The sequence below is a fragment of the Rhodospirillales bacterium genome (assembly GCA_016872535.1).
In the GTDB taxonomy this organism is placed as follows: domain Bacteria; phylum Pseudomonadota; class Alphaproteobacteria; order Rhodospirillales; family 2-12-FULL-67-15; genus 2-12-FULL-67-15.
Genome location: VGZQ01000055.1, coordinates 1 through 21,814, shown reverse-complemented (window position 1 = coordinate 21,814; position 21,814 = coordinate 1). Strand labels below are relative to the sequence as shown.

Here is a 21,814-nt window from a genome sequence, read left to right as displayed (position 1 = left end):
GCCTGATCCGCGCCCATTCCTTGTCGTTCAGCCAGTAAAGATGCGCCATCCCAGCCTCCGTTCTCCTCGGAGGCTTGAATCACATCTTCGTAGCGTTGAGAATCCCCTAATTGAGTACAGACCCTAGCGCTTCCGCCCCTTGCCCCCCGGTTTCTTGCCTTGGGCCGCCGCCAGCGCGCGCAGCAAATCGGCCTTGAGATCGCCGACATCTTCCAGGCCGACCGACAGCCGCACCAGCCCGTCGCCGATACCCATGCGCGCGCGCTCGGCCGCGCCCAGGCGCTGGTGCGTCGTCGTCGCGGGATGGGTGATCAGGCTCTTGGTGTCGCCGAGGTTGTTGGAAATGTCGATCAGTTCGAGGGCGTCGAGGAAGCGGAACGCGGCGCGCTTGCCGCCTTGAAGGTCGAAGCTGACCAGCGTTCCGCCCGCCGTCATCTGCTTCTTCGCCAGCCGGTGCTGGGGATGGGAGGGAAGGCCGGGATAGAGCACGCGCGCGATACCCCGGCGCCCTTCGAGGAAGCGCGCGATGTCGCGGGCGGCGGCGCACTGTGCCGCGACGCGGAGTTCGAGGGTTTCGAGCCCCTTCAGCAGCACCCAGGCGTTGAACGGGCTCAGCGCCGGCCCGGTGTGGCGGTAGAAGGGCGTGAGGTGGTCCTGGAAATATTTGCGGTCGTTGGTGAGGATCGCGCCGCCGAGGGTGCGGCCCTGGCCGTCGATGTGCTTGGTCGCCGAATAGACGACGATGTCGGCGCCGAGGGCGAGCGGCTTTTGCAGCAAGGGCGTCGCGAACACGTTGTCGACCACCACCTTGGCGCCGGCGCGGCGCGCGAGCCTGGCGACCGCCGCGATGTCGATGATCTCGAGGGTCGGGTTGGAGGGGCTTTCCAGGAACACGGCGCGGGTCGGACGGGAAAGCGCGCGCGCCCAGGCCTTGAGATCGGTGCCGTCCACCAGTTCGGTTTCGACGCCGTACCGCGGCAGGATGTCATGCACCACGTAATGGCAGGAACCGAACAGCGCGCGCGAGGCGACCACCCGGTCGCCGGCGCGCACCAGGCAGGCGAGCGAGGCGAACACGGCGGCCATGCCGCTCGCGGTCGCGACGCAGATGTCGGCGCCCTCGATCTGGCCGAGGCGGGTCTCGAACATGGTCGCGGTCGGGTTGCCGTAGCGCGAATAGATGTAGCGCGGGCTTTTGCCCTTGAACGCGCCCTCGGCTTCGGCCGCCGAGCCGTAGACGTAGCCCGAGGTCAGGAACAGCGTCTCGCTCGTTTCGTCGAACGACGTGCGCGCAAGCCCGCCGCGCGCGAGCCGGGTCGCGAGCTTCCGCGTCTTGGCGCCCCGCAAGCAGTTTTCGGCCATGATCCGTATCCTTTCGGCGCAACAAAAAAGCCCCAACCGGACAGGGTCGGGGCTCATGCGGGCTCCAACCTTTTAGCGGGTTTTTTTAACGTGGCCGCAAGCCGGTTGGCCAAATCACCACGTAGACGCGAGTTGTCGTGGCGCGGGTTGTAGCCGGTCGCCGGGACGTTGGCAAGGGCGAAATTGTCATCACTCAATAACTAATCGAGAAGAGTAGCGAACGTTCCGCAGGGTAACTAAAACACTCGAAAACTCTTATGCGGCAGCGAAATTCATTTTTTCAGGAGACTGCAAAATTAATAAAATATTTTCGTCTATTGGGGCAAATGATGGAGGTAGCGCCATCGACTTACCGGTATCAAGATTGTGTAATTCATTCGCCTGCGCTTTGTAACGCCCTGGAATATAATTTGAATCTGTTCGTGTCGCCCAATAAGCCACCAATTTCAAATGATCGGGTGCAAAAAACAAGATAGCGCCTTTTCTCATATCAACAATTTGCCGTAGCTCGCGATACACATTATTTAGCTGTTTGTTTAAGATGCTCATATGATTTGTGTCGAATCGACTTGTATCACCGGCAATAATTTCTATTTGTTTCAAAATTGCGTCGGCTTTATCCAATATTTCGGTAGGAGTAATGTTTTTAAAATATGCCCCGCCTTGAAGGATCGATATCGTTTGAGGAATCCATTCGGTAACGAATCTTGATTCACCCGATCCCCGTTTGGTTTTTTGGATCGTTTTCTTTTCATAAATTTTAAGTTGTGTTTCACCTCTAGCTACCAATTGGCATAGCGCTTCATAAACATATCCGAGATTATTTTTAAACCGCTTGTGGCTATATTCGATAGAATCACATGCTGGACGCCACCCTTTTAATCCTTGCCGTATCTTCGGAAGATGCGGCACAAGAATATCGAGCTGCAGTAAAAAATTTTGTCGCCTCGACTGTTCACGTAGCCTTGCCGTAGCTTGCGCCCAATTTTCACCAAATTCCTCTTCACCACATTTACTTCCAAATAATGCTTTGGCTCCATTTGACAGTAGCGCAGTAAAGCCATGCTTGTGCCGATGCCCATTACATTTCACGCAACGCACTTTTTCATGCGGCCATCGTTCAAAGCTATAAGTGTTAAGAACATCGACGAGTGTAATCTCGACAGGAATCGTCGATACAAGTCCCTCCTGTTTATAGGGATCGGTAACGCGAAGGTTTATCCGCCGAAGGTCGATGTCTCGATGCATCAGAATGTTTTCAATTACCCAATTGCCGCTACATAGCGGCCCATCGGATTATTCAATATTTTGATGTGATAGATTCCTGTTTCTACTATATCTTGCGCGGGAACAAGTCAAGAACAATCACCGCTGTCCGATGAAAAAACTAAGATTTCCACATACCTAAGAGCGCTTCATGCGTCGTCTTCGCCCTTGCCGACCACCGCCTTGCGCAGGCGCCGGATCGCGAACCAGACCAGGCCGACCACGATCGGGATGGCGATCCCGGCGGCGAGATCGGGATCGATTTTGACGCCGGCCCCGTGCGCCGCCTTGGCGGCGTAGGCGACGAGCCCGACGACGTAGTAGCTGATGGCCGCGACCGACAATCCCTCGACCGTCTGCTGCAGGCGGAGCTGCGCGCGGGCGCGGCGGTTCATGGAACGGAGCAGGTCGCGGTTCTGCGCCTCGAGCGCGACGTCGACCCGCGTGCGCAGCAGATCGCTCGCCCGCGCGACGCGGACCGACAGGCTGTCCTGGCGGGTGGCGACGCTGGCGCAGGTTTCCATCGCCGGCGCCAGGCGGCGGAGCATGAATTCGTCGAGCGGCTGCATCCATTCGAGGCGGGTCGCGCGCAAATCCTCGAACCGCTGCGCGACCAGCGCCGAGTAGGCCTTGGCCGCGGAGAAGCGATAACTGGTCGCGGCGCCGACGGCTTCGGCTTCCGCCGCCAGCGCCGACAGGCGGTCGAGCAGCGTCCGTTCGTCGCCGAGCCCGGAAAGCCCGGACAGCGTCTTGACCGATTGCGAAAGCTCGCGTTCCAGCGCCGCGATCCGGGGCAACGCGGCGCGCGCGATCGGATAGGCGAGCATGGCGAGCAGGGAGTAGGAGTTGATCTCCACCAGGCGCTGCGCCAGGCGGCCGAGTTGGCGCTGGTTGAGGCCGAGGTCCTTGACCAGGAAACGGCCGTAGCCGTCGGCGTGCACGCGCACGTCGGTCCACACCCGGGCCTTCTCGCCGTGCACCGCGCTGCCGATCACGGTGTTGTTGTCGAACAGGGCCGAGGTCTGCTCCACCGCCCGGTCGGGCGCGGAGGCGGGCTCGATCGCGATGTGCACGGCCGAAATGGTTTCGCCCGGGAGAGCCTTCAGCCAATCGGCGGGCAGGCGCGCGGCCGGCGGGTCCTTGAACGGCTGCTCGAACGGGCCGTCGGCGACGAAGGTGTAGGCCGAGAATTCCGTGTGCCGTTCCCAGCGGAACAGGAGCCCGCCGAGACGGACGGTGAACAGGGCCGCGTCCCGGGGCGGCGGCGGCACGTTGAACGCCTGGCAGAGCCGGGCGAGATGGTCGCGCTCGGCCTCCTGGCCGCCTTCCCCGGTCAGCACCGCGAGATGGGAAAGCCGCGTCGGCGCGCGCAGCAGGAGATAGGGCCGGGCGTGGACCTCGTCGATCAGGGCGCGGCGCTGGGGGTGTTCGGGAAACGGCGTCATAAAACCCCTGCGGTTTTTCGGGTGGTCTTTCGGGTCGTCTTTTCGCTGTCCGCCCCCTATATATCATGGGGACCGCCGCCCCCGTCATTCGCTCCCGCGACGGACGGGCGACATTTTCGCGAAGGAAACCGCCGCCGATGGCCCTGGCCCCCGCCTCCGACCTCGCCCAGACCGACGAACTGTTCTACGGCCGCGCCGGATTGGAGCGCGCCCAGGCCGAAAAGCGGGTCGCGGAGGCGCTTCAAGGCGCCGACGACGGCGAGCTGTTCCTCGAATACCGCCAGTCGGAGGCGTTCGCCTTCGACGACGGCCGGCTCAAGACCGCGAGCTTCGACGCGGCGCAGGGGTTCGGGCTCCGCGCCGTGTCGGGCGAGGTGACCGCGTTCGCGCACGCGACCGAGCTGTCGGACGCGGCCTTGAAGCGCGCCGCCGACACGGTGCGGGCGGTGCGCGCCGGCCGGGGCGGCACCCATGCCGAGCCGCCCAGCGGCACCAACCGCGCGCTCTACGGTTCCGACAATCCGCTTTCCCCGGTGCCGTTCCCCACCAAGGTCAAGGTGCTGGAGGACATCGACGCCTACGCGCGCATCAAGGATTCGCGCGTCAAGCAGGTGAGCGCGTCGCTGATGGGCTCGTGGCAGGCGGTGCAGATCGTGCGCCTGGGCGGCCTCCGCGTCGCCGACATCCGGCCCCTGGTTCGCCTCAACGTCCAGGTGGTGGTGGAAAAGGACGGCCGCATGGAAACCGGCAGCTTCGGCACCGGCGGGCGCGTCGCCTACGACCGCTTCATCGCGCCCGATTCGTGGCGGCACGTGGTCGACGAGGCGCTGCGCCAGGCGCTGGTCAATCTCGAATCGGTGCCGGCGCCGGCGGGCGAAATGCCGGTAGTGCTGGGATCGGGCTGGCCCGGCATCCTGCTGCACGAGGCGATCGGCCACGGCCTCGAGGGCGATTTCAACCGCAAGAAGACCTCGGCCTTCGCCGGGCTGATGGGGACGCGCATCGCCGCGCCGGGCGTGACCGTGGTCGACGACGGCACGCTCGCCGAGCGGCGCGGCTCGCTCACCGTCGACGACGAGGGCACGCCGAGTTCGCGCACCGTGCTGATCGAGGACGGCGTCCTGGTCGGCTACCTGAACGACCGGTTGAACGCGCGGCTGATGGGCATGCGCCCGACCGGCAACGGCCGGCGCGAAAGCTTCGCCCATTCGCCGATGCCGCGCATGACCAACACCTACATGCTGGCGGGCAAGGCGAAACGCGACGAAATCATCGCCTCGGTCAAGAAGGGCCTTTACGCCGTCACCTTCGGCGGCGGCCAGGTGGACATCACGTCCGGCAAGTTCGTGTTCTCGTGCACCGAGGCCTACCAGATCGAGAACGGCAAGATCGGCGCCCCGGTGAAGGGCGCGACGCTGATCGGCAACGGCCCCGACGTGCTGACCAAGGTTTCGATGATCGGCGACGACATGGAGCTCGACCCCGGCATCGGCACCTGCGGCAAGGACGGCCAGGGCGTGCCGGTCGGCGTCGGCCAGCCGACGCTGAAGGTCGACCAGCTCACCGTCGGCGGCACGGCGGTGTGAGCTACTTCGCCGAATCGACGACCGCCTTTAGAGCGTCGTTGATCCGCGATTGCCACCGCGGCCCCTTGGCCTTGAAGAAGTCGATCACCTTGGCATCGAGTCGGATTGTCGTGGACACCTTGGTCGGCGCTTTCTGCGGCCCCCGTGTCCGCCGATAATGCGCGACCACGTCCGGCATCGCTTCCCGCGCCGGCTTCATCTTCCGAAAATCGGATTTGGCGAGAGGACGCACGTCGCCGCGCCGATCAGTCAATCGCTTCGTCATAATACCGGTGCTCCCGCTTGTTCGCCTTGCGCAGGCTGATGACGCGAATGTTGCCGCCGCGCCGGGTGAACGCCATCACGTGAAGACGATTGGCGATAAATCCCACCGCGACGAACCGCGACTCGCCGTAACCCGCGCGCGCATCCTCGACGACCAGGGCCGATTCCCAATCGAAGGTTTCGGCCGCTTTGAACGGCACGCCGTGCTTCGCCGCGTTGGCTCTGCTCTTGGCGTCGTCCCATTCGTAGTCCACCGCAAATCGTTACTACAATTTGATATCCCTTGCAAGGGAGTAAGGCGTGCCGGTCGGCGTCGGCCAGCCGACGCTGAAGGTCGATCAGCTCACCGTCGGCGGCAGCGGTGTGAACGCCGCCGCCTTTTCGGACCGTTTCAGACGGAATTCCGACCGGGCGGATTTAACCCCCCGCCCCAACCCTCCCCCGCGTCGCGCGAATGCGCGCCTATCGGCGCGACGGGAGGAGGGAAAAGTTCGGCGTGCCTTAACTCTTGGTCCCCTCCCCCTTGACGGGGGAGGGCCGGGGAGGGGGTGGGGCGCGGAGCGAAATTCGCGCCAAGCCGTCAATCGGCCGATGCTATAATTCGGCCATGAACCGGGACCAAGTCATTCAGGCCTTGAAGCGCCACGAGCGGGACATCCGCGCGGGCGGCGCGACCTCGCTTTTTTTGTTCGGGTCGGCGCTTCGCGGCGAAGCCGGACCCGGAAGCGACGTCGATTTGTTCATCGACTACGACGAAGCCGGCGATTTCAGCCTGATCGAATTGATCCGTCTGAAAGAGAATATCGCCGGTTATCTCGGGACCGAGGTCGATCTCACCACCCGCGCCGGCCTGCATCCCGCGATCCGCGACCGCATCCTCGCCGAGGCCGAGCGCGTTTTCTGATGGCCGGGAAGACCGTTCTTACCCGGCTTCACGACATGCGCGACGCGATCAACGGCATTTCCGAAACCCTCGCCGGCGTCACATTCGAAATCTACAAGGACGTTTGGTCCATGCGCCGCGCGACCGAGCGCGGCATCGAGATCATCTCGGAAGCCAGCCGCCATCTTCCGTCCGAAACGAAGGCGAGGTTTCCCGCGATCCCCTGGCCGGAAATCGCCGCGATCGGGAACCTGCTCCGCCATGAGTACGCGAAAGTGGACGACCGGATCATCTAGAACGTCGCGCAGGGCCGCTTGACCGAGCTCGAAAAGGCGGTGGACGCGATGATCCGGGAGGCCACGGGCGGGAGCGAGCGTTCGTCCTAGGCCACGTAAGCCAGCCGACGCTGATCGGAGATCAGATCACCGTCGACGGGACGGCGGTGTGAGAGAGGTAAGTGGGTACGATTGGAACCAAGCAATGAACGATCGAGCAAAGTCTTCTAAACCAGATAAATCTTCGCGGGCTAACTCCAGCCAATTCTTTGTGGCAGGGGAATTGTGCCGTAGAGACCTAGTTGCACTTGTCACTATCGGCAACACACCAAATACTGACATTCTCTGCAGCAACAAAGAAGGGACGAAGTTCGTTCACATTCAAGTGAAAACTTTCGTGCCTGGCAATCGAACTGTGTCTGTTGGAGTAAAGGCGCAAAAAGACTACGGAAAGAATTTCATCTGGGTTCTTGCGGGAATCCCGACCGTAACGCAGAACGCTCCTTTTGAATACTATGTGATTCCGTCTTCAATCGTTTCCGAAAATGTTATTAAGGCGCACAAGGAATGGCTGAAGACGCCCGGTAAGAAAGGCCAAAAGCACAATGAAAGCAAAGTGCGGACAATTCACTTACCACCGCACAAGTCTTTTACCGGCTGGCGAATCGATGAGTACAAAAATAGGTGGGACATTATCGAGGCGTTGCTGGCGTAGTTCGAGTCCGCTCAATACGCATACTCCTCGAACGCCGGACCGGCGCGGCCGCGCGGCGGATCAATCGAACAGGTCCGAATGGGTTCCGGTTCGGACGAGAACCAGTCCGCCGGCGTCGTCCTCGTGCCAGATGAGAAGCCAATCGGGCTCGACATGGCACTCCCAATGGAGCGACCACTCGCCCGACAGGCGATGGCGCCGATGGCGAGGATCGAGCGGCTCCCCCTGTTGCAGCCGTTCGACCACCGACCACAGTTTGTCGAGCTTCTTGCCGCGTTTCCGGGTCCGCTTGAGGTCGCGCTCGAACCTCCGCGTCGTCCGGATGGCCCGCATCAGCGATGGGCGGCCTTGAGCGCGCCGAGGCTCTTCCACCGCTTGAGGTTCCGGCCCTGCTCGGCCTCGCGCAGGGCCGCCTGGGTCGCCTTGTTCGGGATTTTCACCTCGAACGGCAGGCCGCGCCGCAGCGTCACCTGCGTGTAAAAAAGGGTGATCGCCTCGGTCGGGGTCAATCCGAGCGTGCCGAACACGGTTTCGGCCTTGTGCTTAAGGCCGGGCTCGACGCGGGCGCGGATCATCTCGGACTTGGGCATGACGCATCTCCGTGGGGATACGCCCGAAGTGTACCACATTTGGGGAACAGCTCAATACGCATACTCCTCGAACGCCGGATCGACGTTGCCCTTCCAGCGCCGCTCGTAGGCGCGGAGCAGTTCCTCGGCCGGGGTCAGGCCCGATTCCGCGATCTGGAAGAGCGGCGTCAGGAAGTGGGTCTCGTCGAAGCCGAAAAAGTCGAGCGCGGCGCGGCGCGCGAGGCCGGCGTGCGCGATCTCGAGCGCGTCGAGCGCGATGTCGCCGACGGTAATGAGGGTCGGAGGGAGGTGCCAAATCCCAACTTCCACAACGTCGATTCCTGCTAACATGCCCTTGCAACCAAGATTGATATTATAAAATATATCAATACACTTTTTAAATATATTATAGTATATCAACAAAAATATTTTTATTGCAATAAGATATGCTTTTATATATCAATAACGCTTACAAATATATTATAGTATGTCAAATGTCATACGCTCTTGAGGAAGTTGCCCGCATCCTAAAAGCCGCGCGGCATGCCAGAGGTCTGAGCCAGCGCGCGTTAAGCGCAAAGACCGGTCTTACCCAGGCACATATCTCGAAGATCGAGAATGCCGGGGTCGACATCACGCTTTCTAATTTGATCGAGTTGGCGCGTGCCCTCGACCTGGAGGTCACTCTCGTGCCAAGCAAAACCGTTCCGGCAGTACAGAGTATTATTCAAAATGTTCAACCGCTGGCATCGACCACCGATGCCCTCAAAGCGATCCGTGCCATTCAAGATGCGGGGAAGCGTTTGTCAGAGACGCTCCCCGATACTCGTGAGATTCAGCGCATTCAAAATATAGTACGGGAAATCCAGAATCTTCGATTGGGCTTCGAAGAAATTGCACAACTTCAGAAGGTCGCGAAGCAAGCACGAAGCATCTATAAATCCATACAGCCGATAAATATTCCGAAGTTTCATCTGCCGCAGGAGAAGCTGAAACAGATCAAGGACCTGGCTCGGCAGCTACAGGAAATACGCAATACGATTGCGCATGCAATTCCCTCCGAGGCTATAAGCCGAACACTTCCAGCGTACCGATTGGACGAGGACGATGGCTGACCTGTCGGTTCTGAAGGTTCTGCTTCATCAAAAGCCAATTGGAACGCTTGTCCTTCTTGAAAGCGACAGAATCCTTTTTACTTTTGATCGAAGCTATATTGACAACTATATGCGCGACACTCTGAGCCTATCCTTCAAGGATCAATATGGCGGTCTCATCACCGATATTCGGCCGACGCAAACGCGCGTGATGCCGTTTTTTTCAAATCTTCTGCCCGAAGGGCCAATGCGTGATTACCTCGCGCAACGGGCAGGGGTGAATCCTAAACGAGAGTTCTTTCTCCTTTGGGCGCTTGGCCAGGATCTTCCAGGCGCGATCACCATACAAGCAACGGACGGCGATGCCCTGCCCCCTATTGATAATGGCGATGATAGCCATCGTGGCGCAAATCAAGGGCGGCCTCTGCGCTTTTCGTTAGCGGGCGTGCAATTGAAATTCTCAGCCGTCATGGCGGCGACTGGCGGGCTGACCATTCCCGTGAACGGTGTCGGCGGTTCATGGATCGTGAAATTGCCATCATCGAAATATGAACGGGTACCTGAGAATGAATACGCGATGATGACCCTCGCGCGACGGATCGGAATCGATGTGCCCGAAATCCGTTTGATCTCGGTGAATGCGATCAATGGGTTACCGGAGGGAATGAGCGATATTGGAACGATGGCCTTTGCGATCAGGCGTTTTGATCGATTGGATGACGGGTCTGCTGTCCATATCGAGGATTTCGCGCAAGTTTTTGATATTTATCCTGACAATAAATATAAGAAAGCAAGCTATAAAAACATCGCGAAAGTACTGCGCGCTGAAAGCGGAGAAGCACAAATTGAGGAATTTATCCGACGGCTGGTATTCAATACTCTTATTGGTAACGCAGATATGCACTTAAAGAACTGGTCGCTAATATACCCTGATCGTCGCACTCCGGTTTTGTCTCCCGCGTACGATTACGTATCCACGATTGTTTATCTCAAGGACGAGAATATGGCTCTGAAATATGTGCGTACTTCTAAATTCTCTGAGATTTCAAAGGATGAATTAAAATACTTAGCCGCTAAGGCGCTACTTCCGCAAAAACTTGTCGTTGATACGGCTGCTGACACTGTTGATCGTTTTTTCCAAATATGGAAGCAAGAAAAGTTCCATTTAGAATTGCCGCGTCAATTCGTTGATACAATTGACAAGCACCTGAGCCACATTCCGATCTTCAATTCTTGAGATACTTGTGCGTTTCTGGTTTGCACGGACACGGTATGAGCCCGACGGTGCAAGGGCCACCTTGCGCTCGGCATTCTCCCCCGCATTCGCGGGAGGGAAACGCTATGCTCTGGTTTTCAATACGCATACTCCTTGAACACCGGATCGACGTTGCCCTTCCAGCGCCGCTCGTAGGCGCGGAGCAGTTCCTCGGCCGGGGTCAGGCCCGATTCCGCGATCTGGAAAAGCGGCGTCAGGAAATGGGTCTCGTCGAAGCCGAAAAAGTCGAGCGCGGCGCGGCGCGCGAGGCCGGCGTGCGCGATCTCGAGCGCGTCGAGCGCGATGTCGCCGACGATGCGCCCGCGGAACGGCGTCTTCAGCGCCGTGCGCGGCACTTCGGCGCGCAAATGTTCGCGCTCCTCCGCCGTCCAGTCCTTGACCAGGTCCCAGGCGGCGTCCAGCGCGACGCCGTCGTAGAGCAGCCCGACCCAGAGCGCCGGCAGCGCGCAGAGGCGCGCCCACGGGCCGCCGTCGGCGCCGCGCATTTCGAGGTATTTCTTGAGCCGCACCTCGGGAAAGGCGGTGGTCGTGTGCGCCGCCCAGTCGGCGATGGTCGGGATCTCGCCCGGCCGCGCCGGCAGCTTGCCCTTCAGGAAATCGCGGAACGACTGGCCGGCGGCGTCGATGTATTGCCCGTCGCGGTAGACGAAATACATCGGCACGTCGAGCAGGTAGTCGGTCCAGCGCTCGAAGCCGAAGCCGTCCTCGAACACGAACGGCGGCAGGCCGCAGCGGTCGGGATCGGTGTCGGTCCAGATGTGGCCGCGATAGCTGAGAAAGCCGGACGGCTTTCCCTCCTTGAACGGCGAGTTGGCGAACAGCGCGGTCGCCACCGGCTGCAACGCGAGCGAGACGCGGAACATCCTGACCATGGTCGCCTCGGAATCGAAATCCAGGTTCACCTGCACCGTGCAGGTGGACTGCATCATGTCGAGGCCGAGCTTGCCCTTCTTCGGCATGTAGGCGCGCATGATCTTGTAGCGGCCCTTGGGCATCCACGGCATCTCGCCGCGCGGCCATTTCGGCTGGTAGCCGAGGCCGAGAAAGCCGATCTTCAAGTCGCGCGCGACCGCCTTGACCTGCTTCAGGTGCTCGCTCACCTCGTTGCAGGTCTGGTGGATGGTCTTGAGCGGCGCGCCGGAAAGTTCCACCTGCCCGGCGGGTTCGAGCGACACGGCGGCGCCGTCGGCGCGCGAAAGCGCGATCGGCTTGCCGTTTTCCGTCACCAGTTCCCAGCCGAAGCGGGTGAGCCCGGCGAGCAGCGCGCGAATGCCCTGGTCGCCCTCGTATTCGAGCGGGCGCAAATCCGACAGGCGATAGGCGAACTTCTCGTGCTCGGTGCCGATCCGCCAGTCGGCCTTCGGCTTGCAGCCCGAGGCGAAATACTCGACCAGCTGGCGGCGGTCGGCGATCGGCTCGGACGAGCCTTGCGGGGCTCCGGACATGGGGCGATTCCTTTTATGCGCGGGGCGGCGGCGGCGCGCGGCCGTCGCCGGCGAGCGCCTGCCAACAGGCGAGCAGGACGAACGCGGCGGTTTCGGCCCTCAAGATTCGCGGGCCGAGAGCGACGCGCGTAACAAAGGGCAGGCGGCCGAGCGCGTCAAGCTCGGATCGCTCGAAGCCGCCCTCGGGGCCGACCAGAAAACCGACCGGACGCGCGCGCGGGGCGGCGGAAAACGCGTCCGCCGCGGCAACGCCGCCGCCGGTTTCGTCGGCGACAAACAGCCGGCGCGTGCCCTCCCACGCGCCGAGCGCGCGCTCGAGCGTTTCCATCGGACGCACGTCCGGCACCGTCAGGCGCTCGCATTGCTCGGCGGCCTCGATCGCCTGCGCGCGCAGCCGTTCGACGTTGACCCGCGCCACCGCCGTGCGCCGGGTCAAAACCGGCCGCAGGTCGGAAGCGCCCAGCTCGGTCGCCTTGGCGACGAGAACGTCGAGCGCCGATTTCTTGAGCGGCGCGAACAGCAGAATCGCGTCCGGTTCGGCCGCCGGCGGCCGGGCCCGTTCCTCGACCACCGCCTCGCCGCCCTTGCGGCCCACGGTTTTCACGCGCGCGCGCCATTCGCCGTCGCGGCCGTTGAACAGGCTCAAGCGGTCGCCGACGCCGAGGCGCATGACCCGGCTCGCGTAATGGGCTTGGTCCGGGGTCAGGAGCGCCACGGCCCCGGCCGCGAGCGGCGCCGCCACATAAAGGCGCGCTTTCGCGCGCGGTTCCGTCGCTTCGCTCATGGCCGTCGCCTTCTCCCCGAGCCCCGTTCGAATTAACGCCCCGTTTGAATTAACGCGGGGGCCGCCTAAACTTAGATATCTGCTCCCCCGGGTTCGAAAGGGGGCGCCTTGATTTACACCGTGCCCATGACCCAGGCCAGCCGCCCGACCGCGAGCGATATCCCCACCGGAACCTGGATCGACCGGTTCGTGCCGGCGCCGGCGCGGCCCTATCTGCGGCTGATCCGCCTCGACCGCCCGATCGGATCCTGGCTGCTGCTGTTTCCCTGCTGGTGGGGCGTGGCGCTGGCCTCGGAGGCCGTGCCGGAACTCCGCCTGATCGTTCTCTTCGCCGTCGGCGCGGTGGTCATGCGCGGCGCCGGCTGCATCCTCAACGACATCGCCGACCGCGATTTCGACGCCCGCGTCGCCCGCACCCGCGCCCGCCCGATCGCCAGCGGCGAGATCGCCGTGCCCCGGGCGCTGGCGTTTCTGGCGGCGATGCTGTTCGCCGGCCTGATCGTGCTGCTCCAATTCAACGCTTACGCCGTCGTTCTCGGCATCGCCTCGCTGCCGCTGGTCGCGTTCTACCCTTACGCCAAGCGGTTCACCCACTGGCCGCAGGCCGTGCTCGGCCTCGCCTTCAACTGGGGCGCGCTGCTCGGCTGGGCGGCGGTCAAGGGCGAACTCGATCCGGCCGCGGTCGCGCTCTACGCCGGCTGCGTGCTGTGGACCCTCGGCTACGACACCATCTACGCCCATCAGGACAAGGAGGACGACGCGCTGGTCGGCATCAAGTCGACCGCGCTCCGGCTCGGCGATGCGACCCGCCCCTGGCTGTTCGCCTTCTACGGCGGCGCGGTGCTGTTGTTCGCGCTCGCCGGTCATCTCGCCCAACTGGCGTGGCCGTTCTTCGCCGTGCTGGCGCTGGTCGGGCTGCATCTTTTCCGGCAGGCGGCGCGCACCGACTTCGACGATCCGGCCGCCTGCCTCGCCACCTTCCGTTCCAACCGCGCGGTCGGTTGGATGATGGTCGCGGGCATCGTCGCCGCGCGCGCGCTGCCCGCCGTTTGAGGAGCTACCCTTCGGGGCGGGCCGCTCGGTTGTCAGGCCGGAAAAAGCCCTGTAATCTCCGGCGGTTGGCCGATCGCGCGGGCGCGGCCGACGCGATTTTCCAGGGGCTCTCTATGGCGCCACCGACCGAGACCAGCGCGACCGCGGCCGCCGGCGGCGGCGATCTCTATCGCCGCCTGATCGACATCGGCATCGCGCTCTCGGCCGAGCGCGACTTCAACCGCCTGATGGAAATGATCCTGCTCGAAGCCAAGGCGATCGCCAACGCCGACGGCGGCACGCTCTATATCCGCACCGACGACGACAAGCTCAAGTTCGAAATCATGCGGACCGACTCGCTCAACATCGCCCTTGGCGGCACCACCGGCAAGCCGATCACGTTTCCGCCGCTCAACATGCACGACCCGCAGACCGGCGCGCCCAACCACATGAGCGTCGCCACCCACGCCGCCCTGGCGGCGGTTTCGGTCAACATCCCCGACGCCTACGAGGCCAAGGATTTCGATTTTTCCGGCACGCGCAAGTTCGACGCCGGCACCGGCTACCGCTCCAAGTCCTTTCTCACCGTGCCGCTCAAGAACAGCCAGAACGCGGTGATCGGGGTGCTGCAGTTGCTCAACGCCCGCGACCGCGCCAGCGGCGAGGTGATCCCGTTCGGCGCCGACATCCAGCCGGTGATCGAGGCGCTCGCGTCCCAGGCCGCCGTCGCCCTCGACAACAGCCAGCTGCTCGCCGCGCAGAAAAGACTGCTCGATTCCTTCATCCAATTGATCGCCGGCGCGATCGACGCCAAGTCGCCCTACACCGGCGGGCACTGCCTCCGGGTGCCGGAATTGACCCTGATGCTGGCCAAGGCCGCCTGCGACGCGGCCGAGGGGCCGTTCCGCGAATTCGACCTGACCGAGGACCAGTGGTACGAGCTGCACCTCGGCGCCTACCTGCACGATTGCGGCAAGGTGACCACGCCCGAATACGTGGTCGACAAGGCGACCAAGCTCGAAACCATTTGCGACCGCATCCACGAAATCCGCACCCGGTTCGAGGTGGTCAAGCGCGACGCGGTGATCGAATACCTGCGCGCGCTGCTCGACCGGCCAGAGGACGCCGATTCGCTCCGGCGCGAGCTGGAGAAAAAGCTCGCCACGCTCGACGACGACTACGCCTTCATCGCCGAATGCAACATCGGCGGCGAATTCATGGCCCCGGAAAAGATCGAGCGGGTCAAGAAGATCGCCGCCGTCACCTGGAAGCGCACGCTCGACGACCGCATCGGCGTCGCGCACGAGGAATTGAAGCGCAAGGAACGCGTCCCCGCTGCCGAACTGCCGGTCGACGAGCCGCTGCTCGCCGACAAGCCCGAGCACATTTTTCCGCGCGCCCCGTCGCCCTACTACGCGCCCGACAACAAGTGGGGCTTCAAGATGAACGTGCCCGAGCACGAATACAACCGGGGCGAGGTCTACAACCTGTGCATCGGGCGCGGCACGCTGACCGCCGAGGACCGCTTCAAGATCAACGAGCACATGGTGCAGACCATCCGCATGCTGGGCGAGCTGCCGTTCCCCAAGCACCTCAAGGCGGTGCCGGAATACGCCGGCGGCCACCACGAAACCCTGATCGGCACCGGCTATCCCAAGCGGCTCAAGAAAGACGACATGTCGGTCCCGGCGCGGATCATGGCGATCGCCGACATCTTCGAGGCGCTGACCGCCGCCGACCGCCCCTACAAGAAGGCGAAGACGCTGAGCGAGTCGATCAAGATCATGTACTTCTTCAAGAAGGACCAGCACATCGACCCCGACCTGTTCGACCTGTTCCTGACCTCGGGCGTCTATCTCGATTACGCCAAGAAGTTCCTGAAGCCCGAGCAGATCGACGCGGTCGAGATCGCCCAATACCTCGGGCCGGTTCCGCCCCCGGCGCCGAAGCCGGCGAAATAGCGGCGCGAAAGCGTTGACGGGCCCGGGGCGCGGCCCGTACTACCGACAATCACAAATGCGCGTTATACCCCCCACCCCGACCCTCCCCCACAAGGGGGGAGGGGAAAGAGTTGCGACACAAACACTTACCCCCTCCCCCTCGACGGGGGAGGGCTGGGGTGGGGGTGGTTCGCACGTTTGCGAAAGTCCGCGCTAGCCTCCGAACCCCTGGCCTTATTTATTTTCCCGGTCACCCATGTCCCGTTTGCGCGAACTCGCCCAGCATTCCAACGCCTGGCCCTTCGTCGAGGCGCGCAATGTCCTCAAGCGCTTCGCCGGCGGCCCGCCGGCCAAGGGTTACGCCCTGTTCGAAACCGGCTACGGCCCGTCGGGCCTGCCGCACATCGGCACCTTCGGCGAGGTGGCGCGGACCTCGATGATCCGCCACGCGTTCTCGCTGCTCAGCGACATTCCGACGCGGCTCTTCGCTTTTTCCGACGACATGGACGGGCTCCGCAAGGTGCCCGACAACGTGCCCAACCGGGAGATGATGGCGCGCTTCGTCGGCGACAAGGCGAGCGCGTTCGGATCGCCCCTGACCTCGATCCCCGACCCGTTCGGCTGCTGCGAAAGCTTCGGCCACCACAACAACGGCCGGCTGCGCGCGTTCTTGGACGCGTTCCGCTTCGAATACGAATTCAAGAGCGCGACCGAGTGCTACCGCGCCGGCCTGTTCGATCCGATGCTGCGCCGGGTGCTGGAAAAGCACCGCGAGATTCTCGACGTCGTTTTGCCGGAACTGCGCGACGAACGGCGGCGCACCTATTGTCCGTTCCTGCCGGTGCGCGAGCGCAATGGACGGCTTCAGGTGCTGGAAATCCCCGCGCGCGAATACCGGCCCAAGGACGGCACCGTCGTCTTCCAGGACGAGGCGGAAGGCACGTTCGAGGTGCCGGTCACCGGCGGAAACTGCAAACTGCAGTGGCGGGTCGATTGGGCCATGCGCTGGGCCGCGCTCGGCGTCGATTACGAAATGTCGGGCAAGGACCTGATCGATTCGGTCCGCCTCGGCAACCGCATCTGCCGGATTCTCGCCGGCGATCCGCCGGTCGGCTTCACCTACGAGCTGTTCCTCGACGAAAAGGGCGAGAAGATTTCCAAATCCAAGGGCAACGGGCTCGCGGTCGAGGACTGGCTGCGCTACGCGCCGCCCGAAAGCCTCGCGCTGTTCATGTACCAGAAGCCGACCGCGGCCAAGCGGCTTTACTTCGACGTCATCCCGCGCACGGTCGACGACTACCTCGCCCACCTGGTCGCGTTCCCCAAGCAGGAACCGGCGCGCCAGCTCGACAATCCGGCCTGGCACATCCACGCCGGCCGCCCGCCGGCCGAGGACGGGCACATCAGCTTCGGCATCCTGCTCAACCTGGTCGGCGTCTGCCACACCGAGGACAAGGCGGTGCTGTGGAAATACATCACCCGCCTTAGGCCCGAGGCGAGCCCGGCGAGCGCGCCCTTCCTCGACAAGCTGGTGGAATACGCCATCGTCTATTACCGCGACTTCGTGCTGCCGGCGAAAAAGTTCCGGCCGCCCTCGGCGATGGAGCGCGAGGCCTTGGCCGATCTCGCCCGCGCGCTCCGGGCGCTGCCCGAGGGCGCCGACGCGGAAGCGATCCAGACCGAGGTCTACGCGGTCGGCAAGCGCCATCCGTTCGCCGACCTGCGCGCCTGGTTCAAGGCCCTCTACGAAGTGCTGCTCGGCCAGGCGGACGGGCCGCGCATGGGCTCCTTCATCGCCCTTTACGGCCGCGCCGAGACGCTGCAACTGATCGAGCGCGCGCTCAAGGGCGAGGCGCTTTAAAACTTCCCCCGGCCGTCATCGCGAGGACGCGGAACGCGTCCGCGGCAATGACGGCGGCGCCGAAGCGCGCTTCGGGTGACCCTCACCCCGACCCTCTCCCGCTCTCGCGGGAGAGGGAGGGACCCGCCATGGCGGGAGGGTGAGGGGGCTTTTTGATTTCCCTCCCCCCTTGTCGTGCGAATGCACGCCTATCGGCGTGACGGGGGAGGGATGGGGTGGGGGTGTGACCGCCTGAACCTGATTCCGTTTAATCGGGCCGCACCTTAGCGCGTTTCAATTAGACGGAATCGTCACCCCCGCGAAGGCGGGGGTCCAGCGCTTTTCCGAAAAAGCTGGATGCCCGCTTGCGCGGGCATGACGAGAGGACCGTTCACCCCGCGCGGATCTGGGCGATGAACTTGTCGACCTGGTTGCGAAGCGTTTCCGACTGCTGGGAGAGCTCCTTGGCCGCGGTCTGGATCTGGGCCGAGGCCTGGCCGGTCTCGCCCGCCGCCTGGGTTACGCCCGCGATGTTCGAGGAGACCTCCTTGGTCCCGGCCGAGGCCTGTTCGACGTTGCGCGCGATTTCCTTGGTCGCCGCGCCCTGTTCCTCCACCGCCGCCGCGATCGCCGACGAGATCTGGTTGATTTCGCCGATCACCTTGCCGATCGACTGGATCGCCCCGACCGCGTCCTTGGTCGAGCCCTGGATACCGCCGATCTGGGTGCCGATCTCCTCGGTCGCCTTGGCGGTCTGGTTGGCGAGGTTCTTGACCTCGGCCGCCACCACCGCGAAGCCCTTGCCGGCGTCGCCGGCCCGGGCCGCCTCGATGGTCGCGTTGAGGGCCAAGAGGTTGGTCTGATCGGCGATGGAGGTGATTAGCTCCACCACCTCGCCGATCTTCTGCGACGACTGGGCCAGGCCCTGGACCATGCCGTTGGCCCGGTTGGCTTCCTCGACCGCGCTCGCCGACACCTTGGCGGCTTGCGCGACCTGGTTGCTGATCTCGGCGATGGAGGCGGAGAGTTCTTCCGCCGCGCTCGCCACCGTCTGCACGTTGGCGGAGGCCTCCTCGGACGCCGCCGCCACCGCCGTCGCCTGGCGGTTGGTTTCCTCGGCGGTCGCCGACATGGCGGTGGCCGACGATTCGAGCTCGGTCGCCGCCGCCGACACCGCGCTGACGATGCCGCCGACGCTCGATTCGAAGTCGTCGGCCATCTTGTTCATCATCTCCTTCTTTTCCTTGGCGGCGCGGATTTCGGCCTGCTTGGCTTCCTCCTCCATCTGCTTGGTCTTTTGCATGTTCTCCTTGAAGACCAGGGTCGTCTTGGCGATGTCGCCGACCTCGTCCTTGCGCCCGGTGCCGAAGACGTCCGTCTGGAGATTGCCTTCGGACAGCGATTTGAGGCAGGCGACGATCTTGGCGATGGGGTTGACGACGCCGACTCGAGATATCAGGACGCCGAGCACCAGACCGATCACGATGCCGGCGATCGCCGCGCCGGAGAGCACCCAGCGCATGGTCCCGTAGAGTTTCCCCGCCAGCTCGGCCATGTGGTGGCCATGCTCCTCGGAAACTTTCACGTAATCGTTCAGCGCCCTCCGTAGATTGGAGGCCAGCGGCCGATGATCGGCGGCGATGTCCGCGATCTCCTTCTGGCCGCCGGAAATTTCGACCTTGCCCGCCCACTGGTCGGCCTTGGCGATGGTGGCCGCGAGTCCCTTGAGGTACGCCTGATAGGCGGCCTCGACGGTGTCGAGGTGTTTCTTCTGCTCGGCGTCCTGGGTCGCGCGCGCCTGGGCGAACCGTTCCTCGAAGATTTTGCGCTGCGCCTCGATGTCCTTCTTGGTCGCTTCGACGTTTTCCTTGGTCGGAAGCATGCCGAGCGAATATTCGCCCCGGTTCATGGCGACGGCGTTGGTGTTCATCCCGCCGCCGAGCCGGACTTGGACGGACGCCTTGTCGATTTCTTTGGCTTCGTCGTACATTTCGGCGAGCGCGAAAATCGCCGCGCCGCTGATCGCGGCCATGATGACCGCCAGACACACGACGATGGCGATGATTTTCGTGCCGATCTTGAAATTCGCGAGCATGGTCGAATGTCCCTTGTCGAACTGTTGAGCCCCGGTCCTTGAAGCGGCCGCCGATCGAGCGCCGTACTCCGCGCCATGTTTAACCGATCCCGCCGTTTCGGCAACTTGGGAACAAACCCTTATTATTTAATGACATATCCATAATCGCCTTGCGGCTATCCGGCCGCGCGGGAATCCGGCCTTTTCCGTCATCATCGCGAGGACGCGCGGCGGGCGCGGTTCGGGTGACCCTCACCCCGACCCTCTCCCGCTCTCGCGGGAGAGGGAGGGACCCGCCATGGCGGGAGGGTGAGGGGGGTATCAGGAAGGCGGGGGGCGACGATTACCGCTCCCCGGCCGCCTCCCGAGGACGGTAACGCCGAGGCGCGGTTTGGGTGGAGTGTTCGGAAAAAAGCGTCACCCCCCGATCGAGTCGGGGGCCGGCCCCCGCGAAGGCGGGGGTCCAGGATTTTGAAAAGGCTGGATTCCCGCTGACGCGGGAATGACGGAATGAAGACGTCCAACCGAGCGATGCCTTAGCCGCCGACTGTTAAATCCGCCCGCCGTTCCGCTCCCCGGTCGCGATAGAAGCGGAGATCGCGCGCGAGCGTCCGCAACGCCCGATCCGAAGCGAGATCGCCGCGCCGGATCCGGCCGCGCCGCGCCGCGAGCGCGGCGAGGGAATCGCGCGCGAGCGCGTCGAACATGCGTCGCCGGGCTTCGGCCGCGAGCCGGGCGCGGCCCGCCTCGCCGCCGGCGAGCGCGGCCGCGCGCAAGCGCCGAGGAATTACCCCGTCGTAACGCGCGTGCAGGCGCGCGATCGCCGAGGCGGCCGGAATGTCGGAAACGGGCGGTATGTCGCTCATTCCCGAATTATGATAATATTCCTTTTATCGGTCAATAGGGAAAGCGCGCGCGGATCGGCGCCGACGGCTCATTTCCTTGAAACAGCGGGATGAATCGGTCCGGCGGCGAACGGACGGGCGCGGCTACTGGCTCGCCCACACCACCCGCGCCATCCAATCGACGTCGTCGAGGGACAGCGTGCGGTCGCCGTGCTGGCGGTTGAGCGATTGCAGTTCGATCACCTTGCCGGTGCGGCGGCGGAGCTGCTTCACCATCACCTCGCCGACCTTGGTGCGGATCACCACCCGGTCGCCGCGGCGGATGCTGGCGTGCGGCGCGACGATGATCACGTCGCCGTCGCGGAACACCGGCTCCATGCTGTCGCCGTTGATTTCGAGCGCGTAGGCGTGCGGATCGCCGAGGCCGGGGAACGGGATTTCGTCCCACCCGCCGCCGGTCGGATAGCCGGCGTCGTCGAAATAGCCCGAGGCGCCGGCCTGGGCGAAGCCGATCAGCGGGATGTTGCGGATCACGCCGCCGCTGTCGCTTTCGTTCACGTAGCCGACGAACTCCATCAGGTTGGCGTTGGTGGCGGCGAGAATCTTGGCGACGCTTTCGGTGCTCGGCCAGCGCAGCTTGCCCTCGCGGGTGGTGCGCTTGCTCTTGTTGAAGGTGGTGGGATCCAGCCCGGCGCGGCGCGCCAGCCCGGACGGGGAATACCCGTGTTCCTTGGCCAGGCGGTCGATGGCGCGCCAGACGTCCGCGTGCTTGAGCATGGGAACAGTGTCTTAGAATCGCTACATTTTTTCATTAGGAATTGATTTCTTTTTTTATCTATAATAGGTTTATAAACATATATCAGTTGAATTTAGGAATAGAGGTCGATCATGGCCAAGCCCCGCTACGTCCCCAGGCCGCAAAACGCCGCCCCGGTCCGGCCGTTCGCCTCCGCCGAGGAAGCGTGGTTCTGGTTCGCGCGCGCGGTCAAGGCGCGCCGCGCCGGCGCCCGCTTCGAGGACGGCGCGCGCCCCTGGCAACGGCCGTGCGATCCCGACGACATCGCCCGCGCGCTCGCGCGGCTCCGTCGGCGCGGCGCGATCGGCCAGCGCCATCTCGCG

General features: G+C 63.4%; 23 protein-coding genes and 1 riboswitch. Of the genes, 10 read left to right on the top strand and 13 right to left on the bottom strand.

The annotated features are described in order from the left end of the window. Positions 1 to 123 precede the first annotated feature (123 nt). From metZ to FJ311_11415, 3 genes are all read right to left on the bottom strand, one after another. The gene (gene metZ, locus FJ311_11425; protein MBM3952051.1) at positions 124 to 1,362 is read right to left on the bottom strand and encodes an O-succinylhomoserine sulfhydrylase; all 1,239 of its coding nucleotides are present in this window, start codon (positions 1,360 to 1,362) and stop codon (positions 124 to 126) included. A 52-nt stretch (positions 1,363 to 1,414) separates the two neighbouring features. Next, positions 1,415 to 1,493, bottom strand: a riboswitch (SAM riboswitch). A 124-nt stretch (positions 1,494 to 1,617) separates the two neighbouring features. Then, complete coding sequence (locus FJ311_11420; GenBank protein ID MBM3952050.1) at positions 1,618 to 2,610, bottom strand: hypothetical protein; 993 nt, start codon at positions 2,608 to 2,610, stop codon at positions 1,618 to 1,620. 167 nt (positions 2,611 to 2,777) lie between these two features. Continuing rightward, positions 2,778 to 4,073: a DUF3422 domain-containing protein gene (locus FJ311_11415; GenBank protein ID MBM3952049.1), complete on the bottom strand. Its 1,296-nt coding sequence runs from the start codon at positions 4,071 to 4,073 to the stop codon at positions 2,778 to 2,780. A 137-nt stretch (positions 4,074 to 4,210) separates the two neighbouring features. Between FJ311_11415 and tldD the strand changes: the two genes are divergently transcribed. Then, positions 4,211 to 5,659, top strand: coding sequence for a metalloprotease TldD (tldD, locus tag FJ311_11410; protein MBM3952048.1), 1,449 nt, complete (start codon positions 4,211 to 4,213; stop codon positions 5,657 to 5,659). Position 5,660: 1 nt separating this feature from the next. Here tldD and FJ311_11405 read toward each other — a convergent pair whose 3' ends face one another. Both FJ311_11405 and FJ311_11400 read right to left on the bottom strand, forming a co-directional pair. After that, positions 5,661 to 5,924, bottom strand: a complete 264-nt coding sequence (locus FJ311_11405) for a BrnA antitoxin family protein (GenBank protein ID MBM3952047.1) — start codon at positions 5,922 to 5,924, stop codon at positions 5,661 to 5,663. After that, on the bottom strand, positions 5,905 to 6,177 hold the full coding sequence (locus tag FJ311_11400; GenBank protein ID MBM3952046.1) for a BrnT family toxin: 273 nt from the start codon (positions 6,175 to 6,177) through the stop codon (positions 5,905 to 5,907). Before FJ311_11400 ends, FJ311_11405 begins: the two co-directional genes overlap by 20 nt. A gap of 353 nt (positions 6,178 to 6,530) precedes the next feature. Between FJ311_11400 and FJ311_11395 the strand changes: the two genes are divergently transcribed. The 3 genes from FJ311_11395 (at position 6,531) to FJ311_11385 (ending at position 7,796) form a co-directional block, all read left to right on the top strand. Beyond that, a complete protein-coding gene (locus tag FJ311_11395) occupies positions 6,531 to 6,827 on the top strand; it encodes a nucleotidyltransferase family protein (GenBank protein MBM3952045.1) in 297 nt (98 codons plus the stop codon). Further along, positions 6,827 to 7,102 carry a DUF86 domain-containing protein gene (locus FJ311_11390; GenBank protein MBM3952044.1) on the top strand — a complete coding sequence of 92 codons (276 nt, stop codon included), beginning with the start codon at positions 6,827 to 6,829 and terminating at the stop codon, positions 7,100 to 7,102. Before FJ311_11395 ends, FJ311_11390 begins: the two co-directional genes overlap by 1 nt. Before the next feature lie 184 nt (positions 7,103 to 7,286). After that, the gene (locus FJ311_11385; GenBank protein ID MBM3952043.1) at positions 7,287 to 7,796 is read left to right on the top strand and encodes a hypothetical protein; all 510 of its coding nucleotides are present in this window, start codon (positions 7,287 to 7,289) and stop codon (positions 7,794 to 7,796) included. 60 nt (positions 7,797 to 7,856) lie between these two features. Here the strand turns inward: FJ311_11385 and FJ311_11380 are convergent, their stop codons facing one another. From FJ311_11380 to FJ311_11370, 3 genes are read right to left on the bottom strand one after another with little or no spacing between them, the layout of a single operon-like run. Continuing rightward, on the bottom strand, positions 7,857 to 8,129 hold the full coding sequence (locus FJ311_11380) for a type II toxin-antitoxin system YafQ family toxin (protein MBM3952042.1): 273 nt from the start codon (positions 8,127 to 8,129) through the stop codon (positions 7,857 to 7,859). Then, entirely contained in the window at positions 8,129 to 8,386 is a 258-nt protein-coding gene (locus tag FJ311_11375) for a type II toxin-antitoxin system RelB/DinJ family antitoxin (protein ID MBM3952041.1), read from the bottom strand. The genes FJ311_11380 and FJ311_11375 overlap by 1 nt, the downstream gene beginning before the upstream one ends. A 51-nt stretch (positions 8,387 to 8,437) precedes the next feature. Then, complete coding sequence (locus tag FJ311_11370) at positions 8,438 to 8,695, bottom strand: hypothetical protein (GenBank protein MBM3952040.1); 258 nt, start codon at positions 8,693 to 8,695, stop codon at positions 8,438 to 8,440. A 116-nt stretch (positions 8,696 to 8,811) separates the two neighbouring features. Between FJ311_11370 and FJ311_11365 the strand changes: the two genes are divergently transcribed. Together FJ311_11365 and FJ311_11360 are read left to right on the top strand one after the other, a co-directional pair. Continuing rightward, the gene (locus tag FJ311_11365) at positions 8,812 to 9,480 is read left to right on the top strand and encodes a helix-turn-helix transcriptional regulator (protein ID MBM3952039.1); all 669 of its coding nucleotides are present in this window, start codon (positions 8,812 to 8,814) and stop codon (positions 9,478 to 9,480) included. Further along, positions 9,473 to 10,696 carry a type II toxin-antitoxin system HipA family toxin gene (locus FJ311_11360; GenBank protein MBM3952038.1) on the top strand — a complete coding sequence of 408 codons (1,224 nt, stop codon included), beginning with the start codon at positions 9,473 to 9,475 and terminating at the stop codon, positions 10,694 to 10,696. Before FJ311_11365 ends, FJ311_11360 begins: the two co-directional genes overlap by 8 nt. 116 nt (positions 10,697 to 10,812) lie before the next feature. Here the strand turns inward: FJ311_11360 and FJ311_11355 are convergent, their stop codons facing one another. Together FJ311_11355 and FJ311_11350 are read right to left on the bottom strand one after the other, a co-directional pair. Further along, positions 10,813 to 12,180, bottom strand: coding sequence for a glutamate--cysteine ligase (locus FJ311_11355; GenBank protein MBM3952037.1), 1,368 nt, complete (start codon positions 12,178 to 12,180; stop codon positions 10,813 to 10,815). Positions 12,181 to 12,193: 13 nt separating this feature from the next. Beyond that, complete coding sequence (locus FJ311_11350; GenBank protein ID MBM3952036.1) at positions 12,194 to 12,964, bottom strand: 16S rRNA (uracil(1498)-N(3))-methyltransferase; 771 nt, start codon at positions 12,962 to 12,964, stop codon at positions 12,194 to 12,196. Between the two features lie 126 nt (positions 12,965 to 13,090). Here FJ311_11350 and FJ311_11345 point away from each other — a divergent pair, with 126 nt between their 5' ends. From FJ311_11345 to FJ311_11335, 3 genes are all read left to right on the top strand, one after another. Then, positions 13,091 to 14,017: a 4-hydroxybenzoate octaprenyltransferase gene (locus tag FJ311_11345; protein MBM3952035.1), complete on the top strand. Its 927-nt coding sequence runs from the start codon at positions 13,091 to 13,093 to the stop codon at positions 14,015 to 14,017. Between the two features lie 113 nt (positions 14,018 to 14,130). Continuing rightward, the gene (locus FJ311_11340; GenBank protein ID MBM3952034.1) at positions 14,131 to 15,957 is read left to right on the top strand and encodes a GAF domain-containing protein; all 1,827 of its coding nucleotides are present in this window, start codon (positions 14,131 to 14,133) and stop codon (positions 15,955 to 15,957) included. A 235-nt stretch (positions 15,958 to 16,192) separates the two neighbouring features. Then, a complete protein-coding gene (locus FJ311_11335) occupies positions 16,193 to 17,797 on the top strand; it encodes a lysine--tRNA ligase (protein MBM3952033.1) in 1,605 nt (534 codons plus the stop codon). A 370-nt stretch (positions 17,798 to 18,167) separates the two neighbouring features. Here the strand turns inward: FJ311_11335 and FJ311_11330 are convergent, their stop codons facing one another. From FJ311_11330 to FJ311_11320, 3 genes are all read right to left on the bottom strand, one after another. Next, positions 18,168 to 19,871 (bottom strand): HAMP domain-containing protein, encoded by a 1,704-nt coding sequence (locus tag FJ311_11330; protein ID MBM3952032.1) that lies wholly within the window; start codon positions 19,869 to 19,871, stop codon positions 18,168 to 18,170. Positions 19,872 to 20,386: 515 nt separating this feature from the next. Then, positions 20,387 to 20,716 carry a hypothetical protein gene (locus tag FJ311_11325; protein MBM3952031.1) on the bottom strand — a complete coding sequence of 110 codons (330 nt, stop codon included), beginning with the start codon at positions 20,714 to 20,716 and terminating at the stop codon, positions 20,387 to 20,389. A 123-nt stretch (positions 20,717 to 20,839) separates the two neighbouring features. Continuing rightward, positions 20,840 to 21,472, bottom strand: a complete 633-nt coding sequence (locus FJ311_11320; protein ID MBM3952030.1) for a helix-turn-helix transcriptional regulator — start codon at positions 21,470 to 21,472, stop codon at positions 20,840 to 20,842. Positions 21,473 to 21,583: 111 nt separating this feature from the next. Here FJ311_11320 and FJ311_11315 point away from each other — a divergent pair. Next, a partial coding sequence (locus FJ311_11315) for a hypothetical protein (GenBank protein ID MBM3952029.1) occupies positions 21,584 to 21,814 on the top strand: 231 nt, incomplete at its 3' end.

Bases quoted from the DNA above. Each gene is read 5' to 3' on its own strand.
- metZ (MBM3952051.1), bottom strand. From the start codon at position 1,362: ATGGCCGAAAACTGCTTGCGGGGCGCCAAGACGCGGAAGCTCGCGACC.
- FJ311_11420 (MBM3952050.1), bottom strand. From the start codon at position 2,610: ATGCATCGAGACATCGACCTTCGGCGGATAAACCTTCGCGTTACCGAT.
- FJ311_11415 (MBM3952049.1), bottom strand. From the start codon at position 4,073: ATGACGCCGTTTCCCGAACACCCCCAGCGCCGCGCCCTGATCGACGAG.
- tldD (MBM3952048.1), top strand. From the start codon at position 4,211: ATGGCCCTGGCCCCCGCCTCCGACCTCGCCCAGACCGACGAACTGTTC.
- FJ311_11405 (MBM3952047.1), bottom strand. From the start codon at position 5,924: ATGACGAAGCGATTGACTGATCGGCGCGGCGACGTGCGTCCTCTCGCC.
- FJ311_11395 (MBM3952045.1), top strand. From the start codon at position 6,531: ATGAACCGGGACCAAGTCATTCAGGCCTTGAAGCGCCACGAGCGGGAC.
- FJ311_11390 (MBM3952044.1), top strand. From the start codon at position 6,827: ATGGCCGGGAAGACCGTTCTTACCCGGCTTCACGACATGCGCGACGCG.
- FJ311_11385 (MBM3952043.1), top strand. From the start codon at position 7,287: ATGAACGATCGAGCAAAGTCTTCTAAACCAGATAAATCTTCGCGGGCT.
- FJ311_11380 (MBM3952042.1), bottom strand. From the start codon at position 8,129: ATGCGGGCCATCCGGACGACGCGGAGGTTCGAGCGCGACCTCAAGCGG.
- FJ311_11375 (MBM3952041.1), bottom strand. From the start codon at position 8,386: ATGCCCAAGTCCGAGATGATCCGCGCCCGCGTCGAGCCCGGCCTTAAG.
- FJ311_11365 (MBM3952039.1), top strand. From the start codon at position 8,812: ATGCTTTTATATATCAATAACGCTTACAAATATATTATAGTATGTCAA.
- FJ311_11360 (MBM3952038.1), top strand. From the start codon at position 9,473: ATGGCTGACCTGTCGGTTCTGAAGGTTCTGCTTCATCAAAAGCCAATT.
- FJ311_11355 (MBM3952037.1), bottom strand. From the start codon at position 12,180: ATGTCCGGAGCCCCGCAAGGCTCGTCCGAGCCGATCGCCGACCGCCGC.
- FJ311_11350 (MBM3952036.1), bottom strand. From the start codon at position 12,964: ATGAGCGAAGCGACGGAACCGCGCGCGAAAGCGCGCCTTTATGTGGCG.
- FJ311_11345 (MBM3952035.1), top strand. From the start codon at position 13,091: ATGACCCAGGCCAGCCGCCCGACCGCGAGCGATATCCCCACCGGAACC.
- FJ311_11340 (MBM3952034.1), top strand. From the start codon at position 14,131: ATGGCGCCACCGACCGAGACCAGCGCGACCGCGGCCGCCGGCGGCGGC.
- FJ311_11335 (MBM3952033.1), top strand. From the start codon at position 16,193: ATGTCCCGTTTGCGCGAACTCGCCCAGCATTCCAACGCCTGGCCCTTC.
- FJ311_11330 (MBM3952032.1), bottom strand. From the start codon at position 19,871: ATGCTCGCGAATTTCAAGATCGGCACGAAAATCATCGCCATCGTCGTG.
- FJ311_11325 (MBM3952031.1), bottom strand. From the start codon at position 20,716: ATGAGCGACATACCGCCCGTTTCCGACATTCCGGCCGCCTCGGCGATC.
- FJ311_11320 (MBM3952030.1), bottom strand. From the start codon at position 21,472: ATGCTCAAGCACGCGGACGTCTGGCGCGCCATCGACCGCCTGGCCAAG.